Genomic DNA, 16,575 nt, shown 5'->3' with positions numbered 1-16,575 from the left:
AAACGTAGTGTTGGCTATGCTTTAAGTTGGGCGTAGTCCCGGCGGAAGTGAAAGCTGCCGGTACGCCATTCAGGCCAAAAAAGTGCCGCCATCCGTGGTCAGTTCACGGCTGAACGCTATGGCACACATATAAAAGGATGAAGAAACCATGTCCAGTCTTGTCGATAGAGACGTGATTAACGCGCTAATTGCAGGCCACTTTGCGGATCCCTTTTCCGTACTCGGCATGCATTACACCGATGCCGGGCTGGAAGTCCGCGCATTGCTCCCTGACGCCACCGAAGTTTGGGTGATAGAAACCAAGACCGGGCGCAAGCTCGCCAGGCTTGAATGCCTCGATTCGCGCGGCTTTTTCGCCGGCGTTATTCAGCGTCGCAAAAATCCTTTCCGCTATCAGCTTGCCGTCGTCTGGCACGGTCAGGAAAACCTGATTGATGACCCGTATCGCTTCGGCCCGCTGATCCAGGATCTGGATGTCTGGCTGCTGTCGGAAGGCACCCACCTGCGTCCGTACGAAACCCTCGGCGCGCACGCCGATACCATGGATGGCGTGACCGGGACGAAATTCTCCGTCTGGGCGCCGAATGCCCGCCGCGTCTCGGTTGTCGGCCAGTTCAACTACTGGGATGGCCGTCGCCACCCGATGCGTCTGCGTAAAGAATCCGGCATCTGGGAACTGTTTATCCCCGGCGCACACAACGGTCAGCTGTATAAATACGAACTGCTCGACGCCAACGGCAATCTGCGCATCAAAGCCGACCCTTATGCCTTCGAAGCGCAAATGCGCCCGGAAACCGCCTCGGTGATCTGCGGCCTGCCGGAAAAAGTGGAGCAGAGCGAAGAGCGTAAACGCGCTAATGACTTCGATGCGCCTATCTCCATTTATGAAGTGCATCTGGGTTCCTGGCGTCGCCACACGGACAACAATTTCTGGCTCAGCTACCGCGATCTGGCGGATCAGCTGGTGCCGTACGCCAAATGGATGGGCTTCACCCATCTGGAACTGCTGCCGATCAACGAGCATCCTTTCGACGGTAGCTGGGGCTATCAGCCGACCGGCTTGTACGCGCCGACCCGCCGTTTCGGTACCCGCGATGACTTCCGCTATTTCATCAATGCCGCGCACGCCGCAGGCTTAAGCGTGATCCTCGACTGGGTGCCGGGCCATTTCCCGGAAGATGATTTTGGACTGGCCGAATTTGACGGTACCGACCTGTATGAGCACAGCGATCCGCGCGAAGGCTATCATCAGGACTGGAACACGCTGATTTATAACTATGGTCGCCGCGAAGTCAGCAACTACCTGATCGGCAACGCCCTGTACTGGGTTGAGCGCTTCGGCATTGACGCCCTGCGCGTGGATGCCGTGGCATCAATGATTTATCGTGACTACAGCCGTAAAGAAGGGGAGTGGATCCCTAACGAATACGGCGGCCGCGAAAATCTCGAAGCTATCGAGTTCCTGCGTAAAACTAACCGCGTACTGGGCGAACTGGTGCCTGGCGCGGTCAGCATGGCGGAAGAGTCCACCGACTTCCCTGGCGTCTCACGACCGTCGGATAACGGCGGGCTGGGGTTCTGGTACAAGTGGAATCTGGGCTGGATGCACGACACGCTGGATTACTTCAAGCTGGATCCCATCTACCGTCAGCATCACCACCATAATCTCACCTTCGGCATGCTGTACAACTACACCGAAAACTTCGTGCTACCGCTGTCGCACGATGAAGTGGTGCACGGTAAAAAATCCATTCTGGATCGTATGCCGGGAGATGCGTGGCAGAAGTTCGCCAATCTGCGTGCCTACTATGGCTGGATGTGGGCTTTCCCCGGCAAAAAGCTGCTGTTTATGGGCAATGAATTTGCGCAGGGGCGTGAGTGGAACCACGACAGTAGCCTCGACTGGCATCTGCTGGAAGGCGGCGACAACTGGCACCACGGCGTGCAGCGTCTGGTTCGCGATCTCAACCACACCTATCGTCATCATAAAGCGCTGCATGAGCTGGATTTTGATGGCTACGGCTTCGAATGGCTGGTGGTGGATGACAGAGAGCGCTCGGTATTTGTTTTTGTACGCCGCGATAAAGCGGGCAACGAAATTATCGTCGCCAGCAACTTCACGCCGGTGCCGCGTCCGGGTTACCGTTTCGGCATCAATCAGCCCGGCAAATGGCGCGAAATCCTCAATACTGACTCGATGCACTACCACGGCAGCAATGCCGGGAACGGCGGCGCGGTACAGAGCGAGCAGATTGGCAGCCATGGCCGTGAGCATTCACTGTGCCTGACCTTACCTCCACTCTCCACTATCTGGCTGGTGCGGGAGGGAGAATGACCATACTCACGGCAGGGAAGCCTGAGCCGCTCGGCGCGCATGTCGTCGACGGCGGCGTCAACTTCACGCTGTTTTCCGCCCATGCGGAGCGCGTGGAGCTGTGCGTGTTTGACCAGGAAGGGAATGAGCAACGTTATGACCTGCCCGCCCGCAGCGGCGATGTCTGGCACGGTTTTCTGGCGGGCGCGCGCGCCGGCCTGCGCTATGGCTACCGTGTTCACGGCCCCTGGGCGCCGGAGCACGGACATCGCTTTAATCCGGCAAAAGTGCTGATCGACCCCTGCGCCCGTCGCGTTGACGGAGAACTGTTGGACGATGCGCTGTTCCACGGTGGTTACGAGCGACCCGATCCCCATGACAACGCCGCCATCGCGCTGAAAAGCGTGGTGGTTAAAGACGTTTTTGACTGGGAAGACGACGCGCCGCCGCGCACGCCCTGGGGCAACAGCGTGATTTACGAAGCGCATGTAAAAGGGCTGACGTATCTGCATCCGGATATTCCGCAAGCCGAGCGCGGTACCTACAAAGCGCTCCGCCATCCGGCCATGATCGCTTACTTCAAACGCCTCGGCATTACGGCGCTCGAACTGTTACCCATCGCGCAGTTTGCCAGCGAGCCGCGCCTGCAACAGCTCGGCCTGAGCAATTACTGGGGCTACAACCCGCTGGCGATGTTTGCGCTCGATCCGCGCTATGCCGTTGATCCGGAACGTGCGCGGCAGGAGTTTTGCGAGACGGTAAAAGCGCTGCATCAGGCTGGCATTGAAGTCATCCTTGACGTGGTGCTTAACCACAGCGCTGAAATTGATCTTGATGGTCCGACCTTCTCCCTGCGCGGAATCGATAACCGTAGCTATTATTGGGTAAGGGGAGATGGTGATTACGAAAACTGGACGGGTTGCGGCAACACGCTAAATTTAAACTTGCCAGCCACCGTGGAGTACGCCGTTCAGTGTCTGCGCTACTGGGTGGAAACCTTCCATATTGACGGTTTTCGCTTTGATCTGGCCCCGGTCATGGGGCGCACGCCGGGCTACACGCCCCATGCGCCGCTGTTCGAGGCCATTGCAGCCGATCCGCTGCTCAGCGCGGTGAAGCTGATTGCAGAGCCCTGGGACGTAGGGGCGGGGGGGTATCAGGTGGGGAATTTTCCGCCGTTGTTTGCGGAGTGGAACGATCATTTCCGCGATGCCGCGCGCCGTTTCTGGCTGGCAAAAGATCTCTCCCTCGGAGAGTTTGCCCGCCGGTTTGCCGGATCCAGCGATGTGTTTAAACAACGGGGTCGCGCGCCTGGCGCGTCGGTCAACCTGATCACCGCGCATGACGGTTTTACCCTGCATGACTGCGTTTGTTTCAATCAGAAACACAACGAGGCGAACGGCGAGGAAAACCGCGACGGGACTAACAATAACCATAGTAATAACCATGGTATAGAAGGATTAGGCGGCTCTCTACATGTGACTGAACGGCGTCGGGATAGTGTCCATGCCCTGCTGACCACGCTGCTCCTGTCTCAGGGAACGCCTATGCTGCTGGCCGGTGATGAACAGGGGCACAGCCAGCATGGCAATAACAATGCGTATTGCCAGGATAACGCGCTGACGTGGCTGGACTGGCGTCAGGCAAATGACGGGCTGATCACTTTCACTGCGGCGCTCATTGCCTTGCGTCAGCAGATCCCGGCGTTAACCCTGAACGCCTGGTGGGAAGAGGGTGACGGCAACGTGCAATGGCTGAACAAAGACGCTCAGCCATTACGTCCTGAGGAGTGGGCGCAAGGCACGGGTCGAATGCAGATCCTGCTGTCGGAGCGTTATTTAATCACGCTCAACAACACGGACGACGTAGCGCAAATCGTTTTACCCGATGGGGAATGGCGTGCTGTTCCCCCATTTGCCGGTGAGGATAATCCGGTTGTAATGGCTGTCTGGCATGGGCCCGCGCACGGAATTTGCGTTTTCAAACGGTCTTAAAAAAGGAGTTCATCATGGTTAGATTAGATAAAAACGATCCGCTAATGTTAGCGCGCCAGCTCCCATTAAAATCGGTTGCCCTGATTCTTGCAGGGGGGCGTGGTACGCGTCTGAAGGACTTAACCACTACCCGGGCGAAGCCTGCGGTGCACTTTGGTGGCAAGTTCCGCATTATCGACTTCGCGTTGTCCAACTGCATTAACTCCGGCATCCGCCGGATTGGCGTTATCACTCAGTATCAGTCGCATACGCTGGTGCAGCACATCCAGCGCGGCTGGTCGTTCTTTAGCGAAGAGATGAACGAGTTCGTCGATCTCCTGCCTGCCCAGCAGCGCGTACACGGTGAAAACTGGTATCGCGGCACAGCGGACGCGGTGACGCAGAACCTCGACATCATTCGTCGCTATAACGCGGAATACATCGTGATCCTCGCGGGCGACCACATCTACAAGCAGGACTACTCGCGCATGCTCATTGATCATGTGGAGAAAGGTGCGCGTTGCACCGTGGCCTGTCTGCCGGTGCCGATTGCCGAAGCCACCGCCTTTGGGGTGATGGCGGTCGATGAAAATGAAAAAGTGGTCGCTTTCGTCGAGAAGCCGGAAAACCCGCCCGCGATGCCAAACGATCCGACACGGGCGCTCGCCAGTATGGGCATCTATATTTTTGATGCTGACTATCTGTTTGAGCTGCTGGAAGAAGATGATGCGGACGACACCTCCAGTCACGACTTTGGTAAAGACATCATTCCGAAGCTGACGAAAGCGGGCATGGCGTACGCGCACCCGTTCCCGTTATCCAGCGTGCAGTCCGATCCGAATGCCGAGCCGTACTGGCGCGATGTCGGGACGCTGGAAGCCTACTGGAAAGCGAACCTGGATCTGGCCTCGGTTACGCCAGAACTGGATATGTACGATCAGAACTGGCCAATCCGTACCCATATGGAGCCGCTGCCGCCAGCGAAATTTGTGCAGGACCGTTCCGGCAGCCACGGTATGACGCTGAACTCCCTGGTATCGGGCGGCTGCATCATCTCTGGCTCCGTTGTGGTGCAATCGGTTCTTTTCCCCCGCGTGCGGGTGAACTCATTTTGTAATATCGACTCATCCGTTCTGTTACCAGACGTATGGGTAGGGCGTTCCTGTCGCCTGCGCCGGTGCATCATCGATCGCGCCTGTCAGATACCGGAAGGCATGGTAATCGGCGAAAACGCGGAAGAAGACGCGCGCCGGTTTTACCGTTCAGAAGAAGGCATTGTGTTAGTCACGCGGGAAATGTTGAATAAACTCAAAGGCTAACAGCATCAAGAATAACCTTGCGCGGAAGGGGTCCGCGCGCTGTTTTACCGAACCCGCAAACAGGCGGCGGTAATTAACAGGAGCGAGAATGCAGGTTTTACATGTATGTTCTGAAATGTTCCCGCTGCTTAAGACGGGCGGTCTGGCAGATGTCCTTGGCGCGTTACCCGCGGCGCAAATCGCCGGTGGAGTAGATACACGCGTCCTTTTGCCTGCTTTTCCAGATATTCGACGGGGCATTACCGATGCACGAGTGGTGAGTCGACGCGACACTTTTGCCGGTCCATTCACTTTACTTTTTGGTCATTATAACGGCGTGGGGATTTACCTGATTGATGCGCCGCACCTTTATGACCGCCCAGGGAGCCCGTATCACGATACCAATCTTTTTGCTTACACCGACAACGTGTTGCGCTTTGCGCTGCTGGGTTGGGTAGGCAGTGAAATGGCCTGTGGTCTCGATCCGTTCTGGCATCCTGACATCGTGCATGCCCATGACTGGCATGCAGGTCTGGCACCGGCGTACCTCGCGGCGCGCGGCCGTCCGGCGAAATCGGTGTTTACTGTGCACAACCTGGCCTATCAGGGCATGTTTTATGCACATCATATGGATGAGATCGAATTACCATCATCATTCTTTAATGTTCATGGTGTCGAATTCAACGGTCAGATCTCGTTCCTGAAGGCTGGTCTGTACTACGCCGATCATATTACGGCGGTCAGCCCGACCTACGCGCGCGAGATCACCGAGCCGCAGTTTGGCTGCGGTATGGAAGGCCTGCTGCGTCAGCGGCATCTGGAAGGGCGTCTTTCCGGCATTCTGAACGGGGTAGATGAGAAAATCTGGAGCCCGGATAACGATCTGCTTCTCGCGGCGCGATATGATCGCGATTCGCTGGAGGAGAAAGCCGAAAACAAACGCCAGCTGCAGGTGGCGATGGGTCTGAAGGTGAATGACAAAGTGCCGCTGTTTGCGGTGGTCAGTCGCCTCACCAGCCAGAAAGGGCTGGATCTGGTGCTGGAAGCGTTGCCGGGCCTGCTGGAGCAGGGCGGGCAACTGGCATTACTGGGGGCAGGCGATCCAGTATTGCAGGAAGGCTTCCTTGCGGCGGCGGCGGAACATCCGGGCCAGGTTGGGGTGCAGATCGGCTATCACGAAGCCTTCTCGCATCGCATCATGGGGGGAGCCGATGTGATTCTGGTGCCAAGCCGATTTGAGCCGTGCGGGCTGACTCAGCTCTACGGCCTGAAATACGGCACTCTGCCACTGGTACGTCGTACCGGCGGTCTGGCGGATACCGTTTCAGACAGCTCACTGGAAAACCTGGCGGACGGCATCGCCAGCGGATTTGTCTTTGAAGACAGTAATGCCTGGTCGCTGTTACGTGCGATAAGGCGTGCTTTCGTGTTGTGGTCTCGTCCGTCGCTGTGGCGCTTCGTGCAGCGTCAGGCAATGGGTATGGATTTCAGCTGGCAGGTAGCGGCGCAGTCCTACCGGGATCTGTACAACCGGGTGAAATAATTTCCAGGAATCGCTCATATGAATGCACCTTTTACGTATGCATCACCCACGCTGAGCGTCGAGGCGCTCAAGCACTCGATCGCCTATAAGCTGATGTTCACCATCGGCAAGGATCCGGTGATCGCCAATAAACACGAATGGCTGAACGCCACGCTGTTCGCCGTGCGTGATCGTCTGGTGGAACGCTGGCTGCGCTCCAACCGTGCGCAGCTGTCCCAGGAAACCCGGCAGGTTTACTACCTGTCGATGGAGTTTCTGATTGGCCGCACGCTCTCCAACGCCATGTTGTCATTAGGTATTTACGACGACGTAAAAAACGCCCTTGAAGAGATGGGGCTGGATCTGGAAGAGCTGATCGACGAAGAAAACGACCCCGGTTTAGGTAACGGCGGTCTGGGACGCCTGGCGGCCTGCTTCCTGGATTCGCTGGCGACCCTCGCCCTGCCGGGGCGTGGCTACGGTATCCGCTACGACTACGGCATGTTCAAACAGAACATCGTCGACGGACGCCAGAAAGAGTCGCCGGACTACTGGCTGGAATACGGTAACCCGTGGGAATTCAAGCGCCACAACACGCGCTATAAAGTGCGTTTTGGTGGACGTGTTCAGCTGGAAGGGAAAAAATCCCGCTGGCTGGAAACGGAAGAAATTCTGGCGGTGGCTTACGATCAGATCATCCCTGGCTACGACACCGACGCGACCAACACGCTGCGTCTGTGGAACGCCCAGGCGAGTAGCGCGATTAACCTCGGTAAATTCAACCAGGGTGACTATTTTGCCGCGGTGGAAGATAAAAACCACTCGGAAAACGTCTCCCGCGTGCTCTATCCGGACGACTCCACCTATTCCGGGCGCGAACTGCGCTTACGGCAGGAGTATTTCCTGGTGTCGGCGACGGTGCAGGACATCCTCAATCGTCACTACATGCTGCACAAAACCTACGCCAATCTGGCGGACAAAATCGCCATTCACCTCAACGATACGCATCCGGTGCTCGGTATTCCTGAGCTGATGCGTCTGCTGATGGATGAGCATAAGTTTTCCTGGGATGATGCTTTCGAAGTGACCTGCCAGGTGTTCTCCTACACCAACCACACGCTGATGAGCGAAGCGCTGGAAACCTGGCCGGTGGATATGCTCGGCAAGATCCTGCCGCGTCATCTGCAAATCATCTTTGAAATCAACGACTACTTCCTGAAGACCGTGCAGGATCAGTATCCGAATGACACCGGCCTGCTGAGCCGCGTGTCCATCATCGACGAATCCAACGGTCGCCGTGTCCGCATGGCGTGGCTGGCGGTGGTGGCAAGCCATAAAGTGAATGGCGTGTCCGAACTGCACTCCAACCTGATGGTGCAGTCGCTGTTTGCTGATTTCGCGAAGATCTTCCCGACCCGCTTCACCAACGTCACAAACGGCGTCACGCCGCGACGCTGGCTGGCGCTGGCGAACCCGCCGCTGTCTGAAGTGCTGGACGAAAATATTGGCCGCACCTGGCGTACCGATTTGAGTCAGTTGCAGGAGCTTGAGCAGCACATTGATTTCCCGGCGGTCAACCAGGCAGTGCGTCAGGCGAAGCTGGAGAACAAAAAGCGTCTGGCGATCATGATTGCCCAGCAGCTGAACGTGGTGGTCAATCCAAAAGCCCTGTTCGACGTGCAGATCAAGCGTATCCATGAATACAAACGTCAGTTGATGAACGTGCTGCATGTGATTGCGCGCTACAACCGCATCAAGGCCGATCCTGAGGCGAACTGGGTGCCGCGCGTTAACATCTTCGCCGGTAAAGCGGCGTCAGCCTATTACATGGCGAAGCACATTATTCATCTCATCAATGATGTTGCCAAAGTGGTGAATAACGATCCGCAGATCGGCGACAAACTGAAAGTGGTGTTCATCCCCAACTACAGCGTCAGTTTGGCGCAGATGATCATTCCGGCCGCCGATCTCTCTGAGCAGATTTCGCTGGCCGGGACGGAGGCATCCGGCACCAGTAACATGAAATTCGCCCTGAACGGCGCGCTGACCATCGGCACGCTGGATGGCGCGAACGTTGAGATGCGGGAACACGTTGGCGAAGAGAATATCTTTATCTTCGGTAACACGGCGGATGAAGTGGAAGAGCTGCGCCGTCAGGGTTACAAACCGCGTGATTACTACGAGCAGGATGAAGAGCTGCGCGACGTGCTGACGCAGATCGCCACCGGCGTATTCAGCCCGGAAGAGCCGGGCCGTTACCGCGATCTGGTGGATTCACTGATTAACTTCGGCGATCACTATCAGGTGCTGGCGGATTTCCGCAGCTATGTGGATTGTCAGGAGCGTGTGGACGAGCTGTATCGTCATCCGGAAGAGTGGACCATTAAAGCGATGCATAATATCGCGGCGATGGGCTATTTCTCCTCGGACCGCACCATCCAGGAGTACGCCGACAAGATCTGGCATATCGATCCGGTACGGCTGTAAATCAGTACGATAAACGGGGCCTGAAGGCCCCGTTTTTTATTATGATGCTAACGACAGTTCGCGTTTGCCGTGGCGCGTCAGCCACTGCGCAATGCGCGACTGCTGCTCAGCATTGAGCCACATCCCCTGCTTGGTACGACGCCAGATGGCATCGTCCAGGCGACGCACCCATTCGTGCTCGACCAGGTAACGCAGTTCCGCTTCGTAAAACTCATGCCCGAAATCTTCGCCCAGATCGGCCAATGAACTCGCGCCGCCGAGGATCAGTTCGCTGTTGCTGCCGTAAGTGCGCGCATAGTGACGCGCCATCTGCTCGCTGATAAACGGATAGCGACGACGCAGTTTAGCCGCGTAGTCATCGCGATCGCCCTGCAGATCGCCGCCCGGCAGCACGCAGTCTTTCGTCCACGCCGGGCCAATGTCTTTATAGTAAGTCGACAGTTTTTCCATCGCGTGTTCTGCCAGCTTACGGTAGGTCGTCAGCTTGCCGCCGAATACCGACAGCAACGGCGCTTTGCCGTTTTCGTCGTGAATATCCAGCGTGTAATCGCGGGTGATCGCCTGCGGCGAATCGGATTCGTCATCGCACAGCGGACGTACACCAGAGTAAGTCCAGACGATATCGTCGCGCGCCAGCTGCTTTTTAAAGTGCGCGTTATAGACCTTCAGCAGGTAGTTGATTTCGCTTTCGTCGATCTCAACCTTTTTCGGATCGCCCTGGTATTCCACATCGGTGGTGCCAATGATGGAAAACTCATCCATCCACGGAATGACAAACACAATGCGTTTATCTTCGTTTTGCAGGATGTAAGCCTGTTTCTGGGTATGCACGCGCGGCACGACAATGTGGCTGCCTTTGATCAGGCGGATACCGTACGGTGACGGCAGCTCCATCCCTTCGTCGAAGAACTGTTTCACCCACGGGCCGGTGGCGTTCACCAGACCGCGCGCCTGCCAGGTGTATTTCTCACCGGTATCAACGTCTTCCGCTTCCACCACCCACAGGCCATTAACGCGTTTTGCGGAGGTGGCGCGGGTGCGGGTCATCACTTCGCCGCCTTTGCGCACGACCATTTGCGCATTCGCCAGTACCAGACGCGCATCGTCCACCCAGCAGTCAGAATATTCGAAACCGCGCACGATTTCGGGTTTCATTACGGATTCTGCGCCAAAACGCAAACCGGCAGATGCGGGCAGGCTGGTACGTTTACCCAGATGATCGTACATAAACAGACCAATGCGGATCATCCACGCCGGACGCAGATGCGGGCGGTGTGGCAGACGAAAACGCATCGGGAAGGCAATGTGCGGCGCCATTTTCAGCAGCACTTCACGTTCTGCCAGGGCTTCGCTCACCAGGCGGAACTCGTAGTGTTCAAGGTAGCGCAGGCCGCCGTGGATCAATTTAGAACTCGCTGACGAGGTGGCGCAGGCAAGATCCTGCGCTTCCAGCATGAGCACAGATAAACCCCGCCCTGCGGCGTCTGCCGCGATACCGGCACCATTGATGCCCCCGCCTATCACAATCAGATCTTTGGTTTCCATGTTCGCCTCATGCACTTTCGTAAAAGCTCAAAAATGTTCGTTATCGCTCATGATAGCAAAGGAATGGCGCATTGGTAACATCAAAAAAACAATTTAGAGTGATATGCATAACATAATGGCGTTTACCTGCCGTGAAGACGTAAACTTGTCGCTAAGATGTGGGGCCAGCGTACCCGCCAGAATTTGCACAACGAAAGAGAGCACCATGGATCAATTTGAATGTATTAATGTGGAAGAAACCCATCAGAAGCTGCAGCAAAAGCAGGCGGTGCTGGTGGATATTCGCGATCCGCAAAGTTTCGCCATGGGTCACACGCCTGGCGCGTTCCATCTGACGAACGATACGCTCAGCGCCTTTATGCAGGAACACGACTACGACACGCCGGTGATGGTGATGTGCTATCACGGCAACAGCAGCAAGGGCGCGGCCCAGTATCTGCTGCAACAGGGCTTTGATCAGGTCTACAGCGTCGATGGCGGGTTTGACGCCTGGCACCGCCATTTTCCTGGCGAGGTGGCGCACGGATCGCTTTAAACCTTTATACTGTCCTCTTTTATGTGGAATAAGTGCAGCCAGCGATGTTGATGATCACCTCTTTTACCAACCCGCGTATCGCCCAGGCGTTTGTTGATTACATGCAAACGCAGGGCATCACCCTGACGATCCAGCATCACGCTACCACCGACGTCTGGCTGGCGGATGAAAGCCAGGCTGAACGCGTTCACGCGGAACTGGCGCGCTTTTTAGAAAACCCCGGCGATCCTCGTTACCTGGCGGCAAGCTGGACGTCAGGCCAGACCAACAGCGGCCTGCATTATCAGCGCTACCCATTTCTGGCCACGCTGCGCCAGCGGGCCGGGCCCTTTACCCTGGCGCTGGCGGCGATCTGTGTTCTGGTATTTATCATCATGAACGTCGTGGGCGATGAGCCGGTTATGGCCTGGCTTGCCTGGCCTTACGATCCCTCCCTGCGCTTTGACGTCTGGCGTTATTTCAGCCACGCGGTGATGCATTTTTCCGTGCTGCACATTCTGTTTAACCTGCTGTGGTGGTGGTATCTCGGCGGCGCGGTGGAAAAGCGACTCGGCAGCGGCAAGCTGATTGTCATCACCATCATCAGCGCCCTGCTGAGCGGTTTCATACAACATAAATTCAGCGGCCCGTGGTTTGGCGGTCTGTCCGGCGTGGTCTATGCGCTGATGGGCTACGTCTGGCTGCGGGGCGAGCGCGATCCGCAAAGCGGAATTAATTTGCCGCGCGGCTTGATAGCCTTCGCCTTAGTGTGGTTAATTGCCGGTTGGTTTGATCTGTTCGGCATGTCCATCGCCAATGGCGCCCATGTCACCGGTCTGGTTGTCGGTCTCGCCATGGCGTTTGTCGATACGCAAAATGTGCGAAAACGAACATAAATTTTCCAGGATATTTCATGAAGCAGACACAACGCCACGATGCCATTATCGAACTGGTGAAAAAGCAGGGGTACGTCAGTACCGAGGAGCTGGTGGAGCAATTCTCCGTGAGCCCGCAGACGATCCGTCGCGATCTGAATGACCTTGCCGATCAGAATATGATCCTGCGCCATCACGGCGGCGCGGCGTTGCCGTCCAGCTCGGTGAATACCCCGTGGCACGATCGTAAAGCCACGCAAACCGCCGAAAAAGAGCGTATTGCCCGCAAAGTGGCAAGCCAGATCCCCAACGGCGCAACATTATTTATTGATATTGGCACGACGCCGGAAGCGGTGGCGCATGCGTTACTGGAGCACAGCAATCTGCGGGTGGTAACCAATAACCTGAACGTGGCCAACACGCTAAAAACGAAAGAAGACTTCCGCATTATTCTGGCCGGGGGCGAGTTGCGCAGCCGGGACGGCGGGATTATTGGCGAAGCCACGCTGGATTTTATCTCCCAGTTCCGTCTCGATTTCGGCATCCTGGGGATCAGCGGTATTGATACCGACGGTTCGCTGCTGGAGTTTGATTACCACGAAGTGCGCACCAAGCGGGCGATCATTGAAAACTCTCGCCACGTCATGCTGGTGGTCGATCATTCCAAGTTTGGTCGTAACGCGATGGTGAATATGGGTAGCATCAGCATGGTGAATGCCGTGTACACCGACGTGATGCCGCCCGCCGGTGTCCTGCAGGTCATCAAGGATCATAATATTCAGCTTGAGCTGTGCTAGCGAAACGGGGCTTATACCCCGTATCCCATCATCTTCAATAGCTGCTGCGCGTGCTGCACCGCATCCTGACGGTGCGCCACGCCGAGCTTCTGATACAGATTACGAATGTGCGTTTTGATGGTGGTGGCCGCCACCGCCAGCTCACCAGCAATCTGTTCATTGCTGTAGCCGGAATAGATCAGCCCTAAAACCTGCCATTCCCGCTGGGTCAGCGGACTGGTACGGATCAGCTCCGGCACTTCCGGGTGATTGAGCAGGCGCTCCACAAAGCCTTCATCGAAATGCGCGAACTTGTGGCGATGATGCTGGTTAATGTCGCGAAGTATGCGTTGGGCGCGATGCCCTTCCAGTTCCGGCAGGGCGTTAAGCTGGATCAGCTGGCGCAGTTGCTGCGCCATCGCTTCCCCTTCAATCACAAAGTGGCTGATAAAGCCGGTGCGGTTAGCCAGCGTCAGCGCTTCCATCAGCACCCGCTGCGCATCGCTTTTACGTCCCGCCTGCCAGTAAAGCTGGTTCAGCAGCAGCAGGTTGCGATTCAGATCGCTCATCAGCCGCAGACTGCGCGCGTTTTCGTTTAACTCTTCCAGCACCATCTCCGCCGGATCGAAATCACCGAGCAGGATCTGCGCGCGGGCGATGTTGCGCCACTGGCTTTGCAGGAAATGGTTATCGGCGAATTCCGGCTTCGGCGTCTGGCGCAGCCACTGGGCTGCGGCATTTTTGTCGCCAATCATCTGCCAGTAAATCACCCGTACTTTATCGGCGTTGGATACCCAGTCGCTGTGATACTGGCCGTTACCGAGCAGGTTTTCCAGACGGTTAAGATGGCTGCGGGCGTTGTCCAGATCGCCGCGCGCCAGAGAGTTCTGCACCAGCAGCGCCAGACACTGCATCTGCTGCTGCGGCTGGTAGGCGGCGAGTACGTTCAGCCCTTCGCGGGCGGCGGCTTCCGATTCATCCAGACGCGCCCACGCCCACAGCAGTTGCGCGCGGATGCGCAGTAAAAACTCGTGCAGCGGCAACTGCTCAAGATGCTGCTCGCGGATCAGCGCAAAGGCTTTTTCCTGCGTTTCCCAGGCGGCCTGTAAAAAGCCCTGGGCGAACAGAATTTCGCTCTGCTGGATGAGGCTCCACAGCGCGTAATGCCAGACGTCGTGGCGACGCGCCATCTGCTCGGTCTGCTGCATCACCGCCAGCGAGTTGGTCAGCTGTCCTTTGCAATGCAGCACTTCACCGTGTACCGAGGTGGCGACGATACGGCTGTAGTAATTCGCCAGCGGCAGCTCTTCCAGCGCCACGGTCGACAGGCGCTCGGCTTCGGCGGGATCGCCGGCGTTAATCGCCACCTGCGCGCGCAGGGCGTTGAAATCACCGTGCAGGGAGCGATCCATTTCCATGTCCATCTCCTGCTCGGCGCGGGCCAGCAGGGTGTTCACTTCGCTGTAGCGGTACTGGCTTTGCATCAGCCACGCCTGAAGCAGCACCAGGCGCGGATTCTCCAGCAGGCTTTCCCAGGGCAGCGCTTTCAGGGATTCTTCCAGCAGCGCCAGTTCGCTGTGGTTAAACAGCCCCCAGGCGTGATGCAGCAGGATGTCGCGCAGCATGTTGCCATCGCCCGCGGCCAGCGCGTGATGAATGGCTTCGCTGGGGAAGCCCTGCGCCATCCAGCTTTCCGCCGCCGCGCGGTGGATCTCCGGCAGCTCGGTCGCCAGCTCCCACTGACAGCGCTGACGCAGGAAGTTACCGAACAGCGGGTGATAGCTGAACCATTCACCGGAATCATCCATCCGTTGCAGAAAAAGGCCCTGACGTTCGATCTCTTCCAGGCGCATCTGCCCGTTTTCTTCGCCCGTAACACGCACAATCAGCGCGTCGTTCATCGAGCGCAGCAGGGAACTTTTCAGCAACAAATGACGGGTACTGAGATCGATATTATCCAGCACTTCATCCACCAGATAATCGGAAAGATGGCTGGCATTGATCCCCGCGAGGCGGCGCGCGGACTGGTGCGCGGCATGGTTATTCTGGCGGGCGGAGAGGGCGATGAGCTGTAGCGCGGTGGCCCAGCCGGCCACATCGTCGCACAGGCGGCTGCTCTCTGCCGGTTCAATGGGGGATTCCAGGCGACAATCAAAAAACTGCTTGGCTTCCTGATGGGTAAAGGCCAGATGCTGACTGCCGATTTCCAGCAGTTGATCGCGTACGCGCAGGTTGGCGATACCCAGTTGCGGCAGATTACGCGACAGCACCACCAGTGTCAGGCATTCCGGCTGATGGCGCAGGAAAAAGCGCATGGCGTCGTGGATCACCGGATTAGTGACCAGGTGGTAATCATCAATCACCAGATAGAGTGGGCGATCCCAGTCCGCCAGCTCGATAAACAGCTGGGCAAACAGCGACGACAGGCTGGCGTACTGGCCTTTCTGGGCAATGGCTTCGCTGGTGACGCAGTGGCCGTGGGTGGCCTGCTGCACCGCCGCCATCAAATAGCTGGCAAAGCGCTCCTGCTGATTGTCCCCCTCATCAAGAGAAAACCATCCGAGATCGCTTTTCCCTGCGGCCCACTGCGAAATCAGGGTCGTTTTTCCATAACCGGCAGGACTTGTCACCAGCGCCAGGCGAAAATTGTTGGCGCCCGCAAGTTTAGCCAGCAATCGGTCGCGCACCACTGTGTGGTCAAGGCGAACCGGGCGACTTAATTTAGACGGAATCAACATAGTCATCACTTCACTGTGAGGTAACGGGAAAGGCGATTTTTTTTGCGCTTCGTAATTAATAAAGAATACGTTCGGCCAGAATGACATGTATTGCAAGTTATGTCCGAATTTGACCGCGCTTAATTTGCACTGTGTCACAATTCCATAACCTTTATGAATATTACCTCCGACAGCCAGCCATGGCGCATGAACACTGAATCGGCGATAAAGCGCGCAAACGAAAAAATGCGCTTTTTTGACTCGCAGCGAATTTAAATATTATGAAAATCGATGTCAGCTTATGTCTGCCAGAAATAGCCGTGACGCGGTTTAAATTTTCAGCAAAATAATAAATTTTTCGCATTGTATTTACCCGCAGCAGATAATTCCCATGAAACGACATTTCAATTTTTTGAGCATGTTCCGGGTTATCGGCGAATGACCACGGCAGAATGCCCGCATACAAGGATGCTAAGTGGCCGCGATCACACTTTTCGCTCCTCCCCGCTACTCCTCCCTTTCTAATCCCTGGCAGGATGAGGTAGCCGAAACGG

10 protein-coding genes are annotated in these 16,575 nt (G+C 56.6%); 8 read left to right on the top strand and 2 right to left on the bottom strand.

Going from position 1 to position 16,575, the window contains the following annotated elements; translation table 11 throughout:
• The first annotated feature begins 148 nt into the window (after window positions 1-148).
• From glgB to glgP, 5 genes are all read left to right on the top strand, one after another.
• Window positions 149-2,335 (top strand): 1,4-alpha-glucan branching enzyme, encoded by a 2,187-nt coding sequence (glgB, locus tag BMF08_RS04115; protein WP_072571212.1) that lies wholly within the window; start codon window positions 149-151, stop codon window positions 2,333-2,335.
• On the top strand, window positions 2,332-4,308 hold the full coding sequence (gene glgX / locus BMF08_RS04110) for a glycogen debranching protein GlgX (RefSeq protein WP_072571213.1): 1,977 nt from the start codon (window positions 2,332-2,334) through the stop codon (window positions 4,306-4,308). Before glgB ends, glgX begins: the two co-directional genes overlap by 4 nt.
• Window positions 4,309-4,322: 14 nt before the next feature.
• Window positions 4,323-5,606, top strand: coding sequence for a glucose-1-phosphate adenylyltransferase (glgC, locus tag BMF08_RS04105; RefSeq protein ID WP_072571214.1), 1,284 nt, complete (start codon window positions 4,323-4,325; stop codon window positions 5,604-5,606).
• A gap of 88 nt (window positions 5,607-5,694) precedes the next feature.
• Window positions 5,695-7,128: a glycogen synthase GlgA gene (glgA, locus tag BMF08_RS04100; protein ID WP_072571215.1), complete on the top strand. Its 1,434-nt coding sequence runs from the start codon at window positions 5,695-5,697 to the stop codon at window positions 7,126-7,128.
• Between the two features lie 18 nt (window positions 7,129-7,146).
• Complete coding sequence (gene glgP / locus BMF08_RS04095) at window positions 7,147-9,594, top strand: glycogen phosphorylase (protein WP_072571216.1); 2,448 nt, start codon at window positions 7,147-7,149, stop codon at window positions 9,592-9,594.
• 39 nt (window positions 9,595-9,633) lie between these two features.
• Here glgP and glpD read toward each other — a convergent pair whose 3' ends face one another.
• Complete coding sequence (gene glpD / locus BMF08_RS04090) at window positions 9,634-11,139, bottom strand: glycerol-3-phosphate dehydrogenase (protein WP_072571217.1); 1,506 nt, start codon at window positions 11,137-11,139, stop codon at window positions 9,634-9,636.
• A gap of 205 nt (window positions 11,140-11,344) precedes the next feature.
• On the opposite strand from glpD, the gene glpE reads away from it, so the two are divergent.
• From glpE to BMF08_RS04075, 3 genes are read left to right on the top strand one after another with little or no spacing between them, the layout of a single operon-like run.
• Window positions 11,345-11,674, top strand: a complete 330-nt coding sequence (gene glpE / locus BMF08_RS04085) for a thiosulfate sulfurtransferase GlpE (protein ID WP_072571218.1) — start codon at window positions 11,345-11,347, stop codon at window positions 11,672-11,674.
• Window positions 11,675-11,718: 44 nt separating this feature from the next.
• Window positions 11,719-12,549: a rhomboid family intramembrane serine protease GlpG gene (gene glpG / locus BMF08_RS04080; RefSeq protein ID WP_072571219.1), complete on the top strand. Its 831-nt coding sequence runs from the start codon at window positions 11,719-11,721 to the stop codon at window positions 12,547-12,549.
• Between the two features lie 17 nt (window positions 12,550-12,566).
• Window positions 12,567-13,325, top strand: coding sequence for a DeoR/GlpR family transcriptional regulator (locus tag BMF08_RS04075; RefSeq protein ID WP_072571220.1), 759 nt, complete (start codon window positions 12,567-12,569; stop codon window positions 13,323-13,325).
• Window positions 13,326-13,336: 11 nt separating this feature from the next.
• On the opposite strand, the gene malT is transcribed toward BMF08_RS04075, so the two are convergent.
• Window positions 13,337-16,042 (bottom strand): HTH-type transcriptional regulator MalT, encoded by a 2,706-nt coding sequence (gene malT, locus BMF08_RS04070; RefSeq protein WP_072571300.1) that lies wholly within the window; start codon window positions 16,040-16,042, stop codon window positions 13,337-13,339.
• Window positions 16,043-16,575: the final 533 nt, after the last annotated feature.

The organism is Enterobacter sp. SA187 (assembly GCF_001888805.2).
GTDB lineage: Bacteria > Pseudomonadota > Gammaproteobacteria > Enterobacterales > Enterobacteriaceae > Enterobacter_D.
Note: the sequence above shows the minus strand (reverse complement) of the source record. Positions and strands in the feature narration are given on the sequence as shown.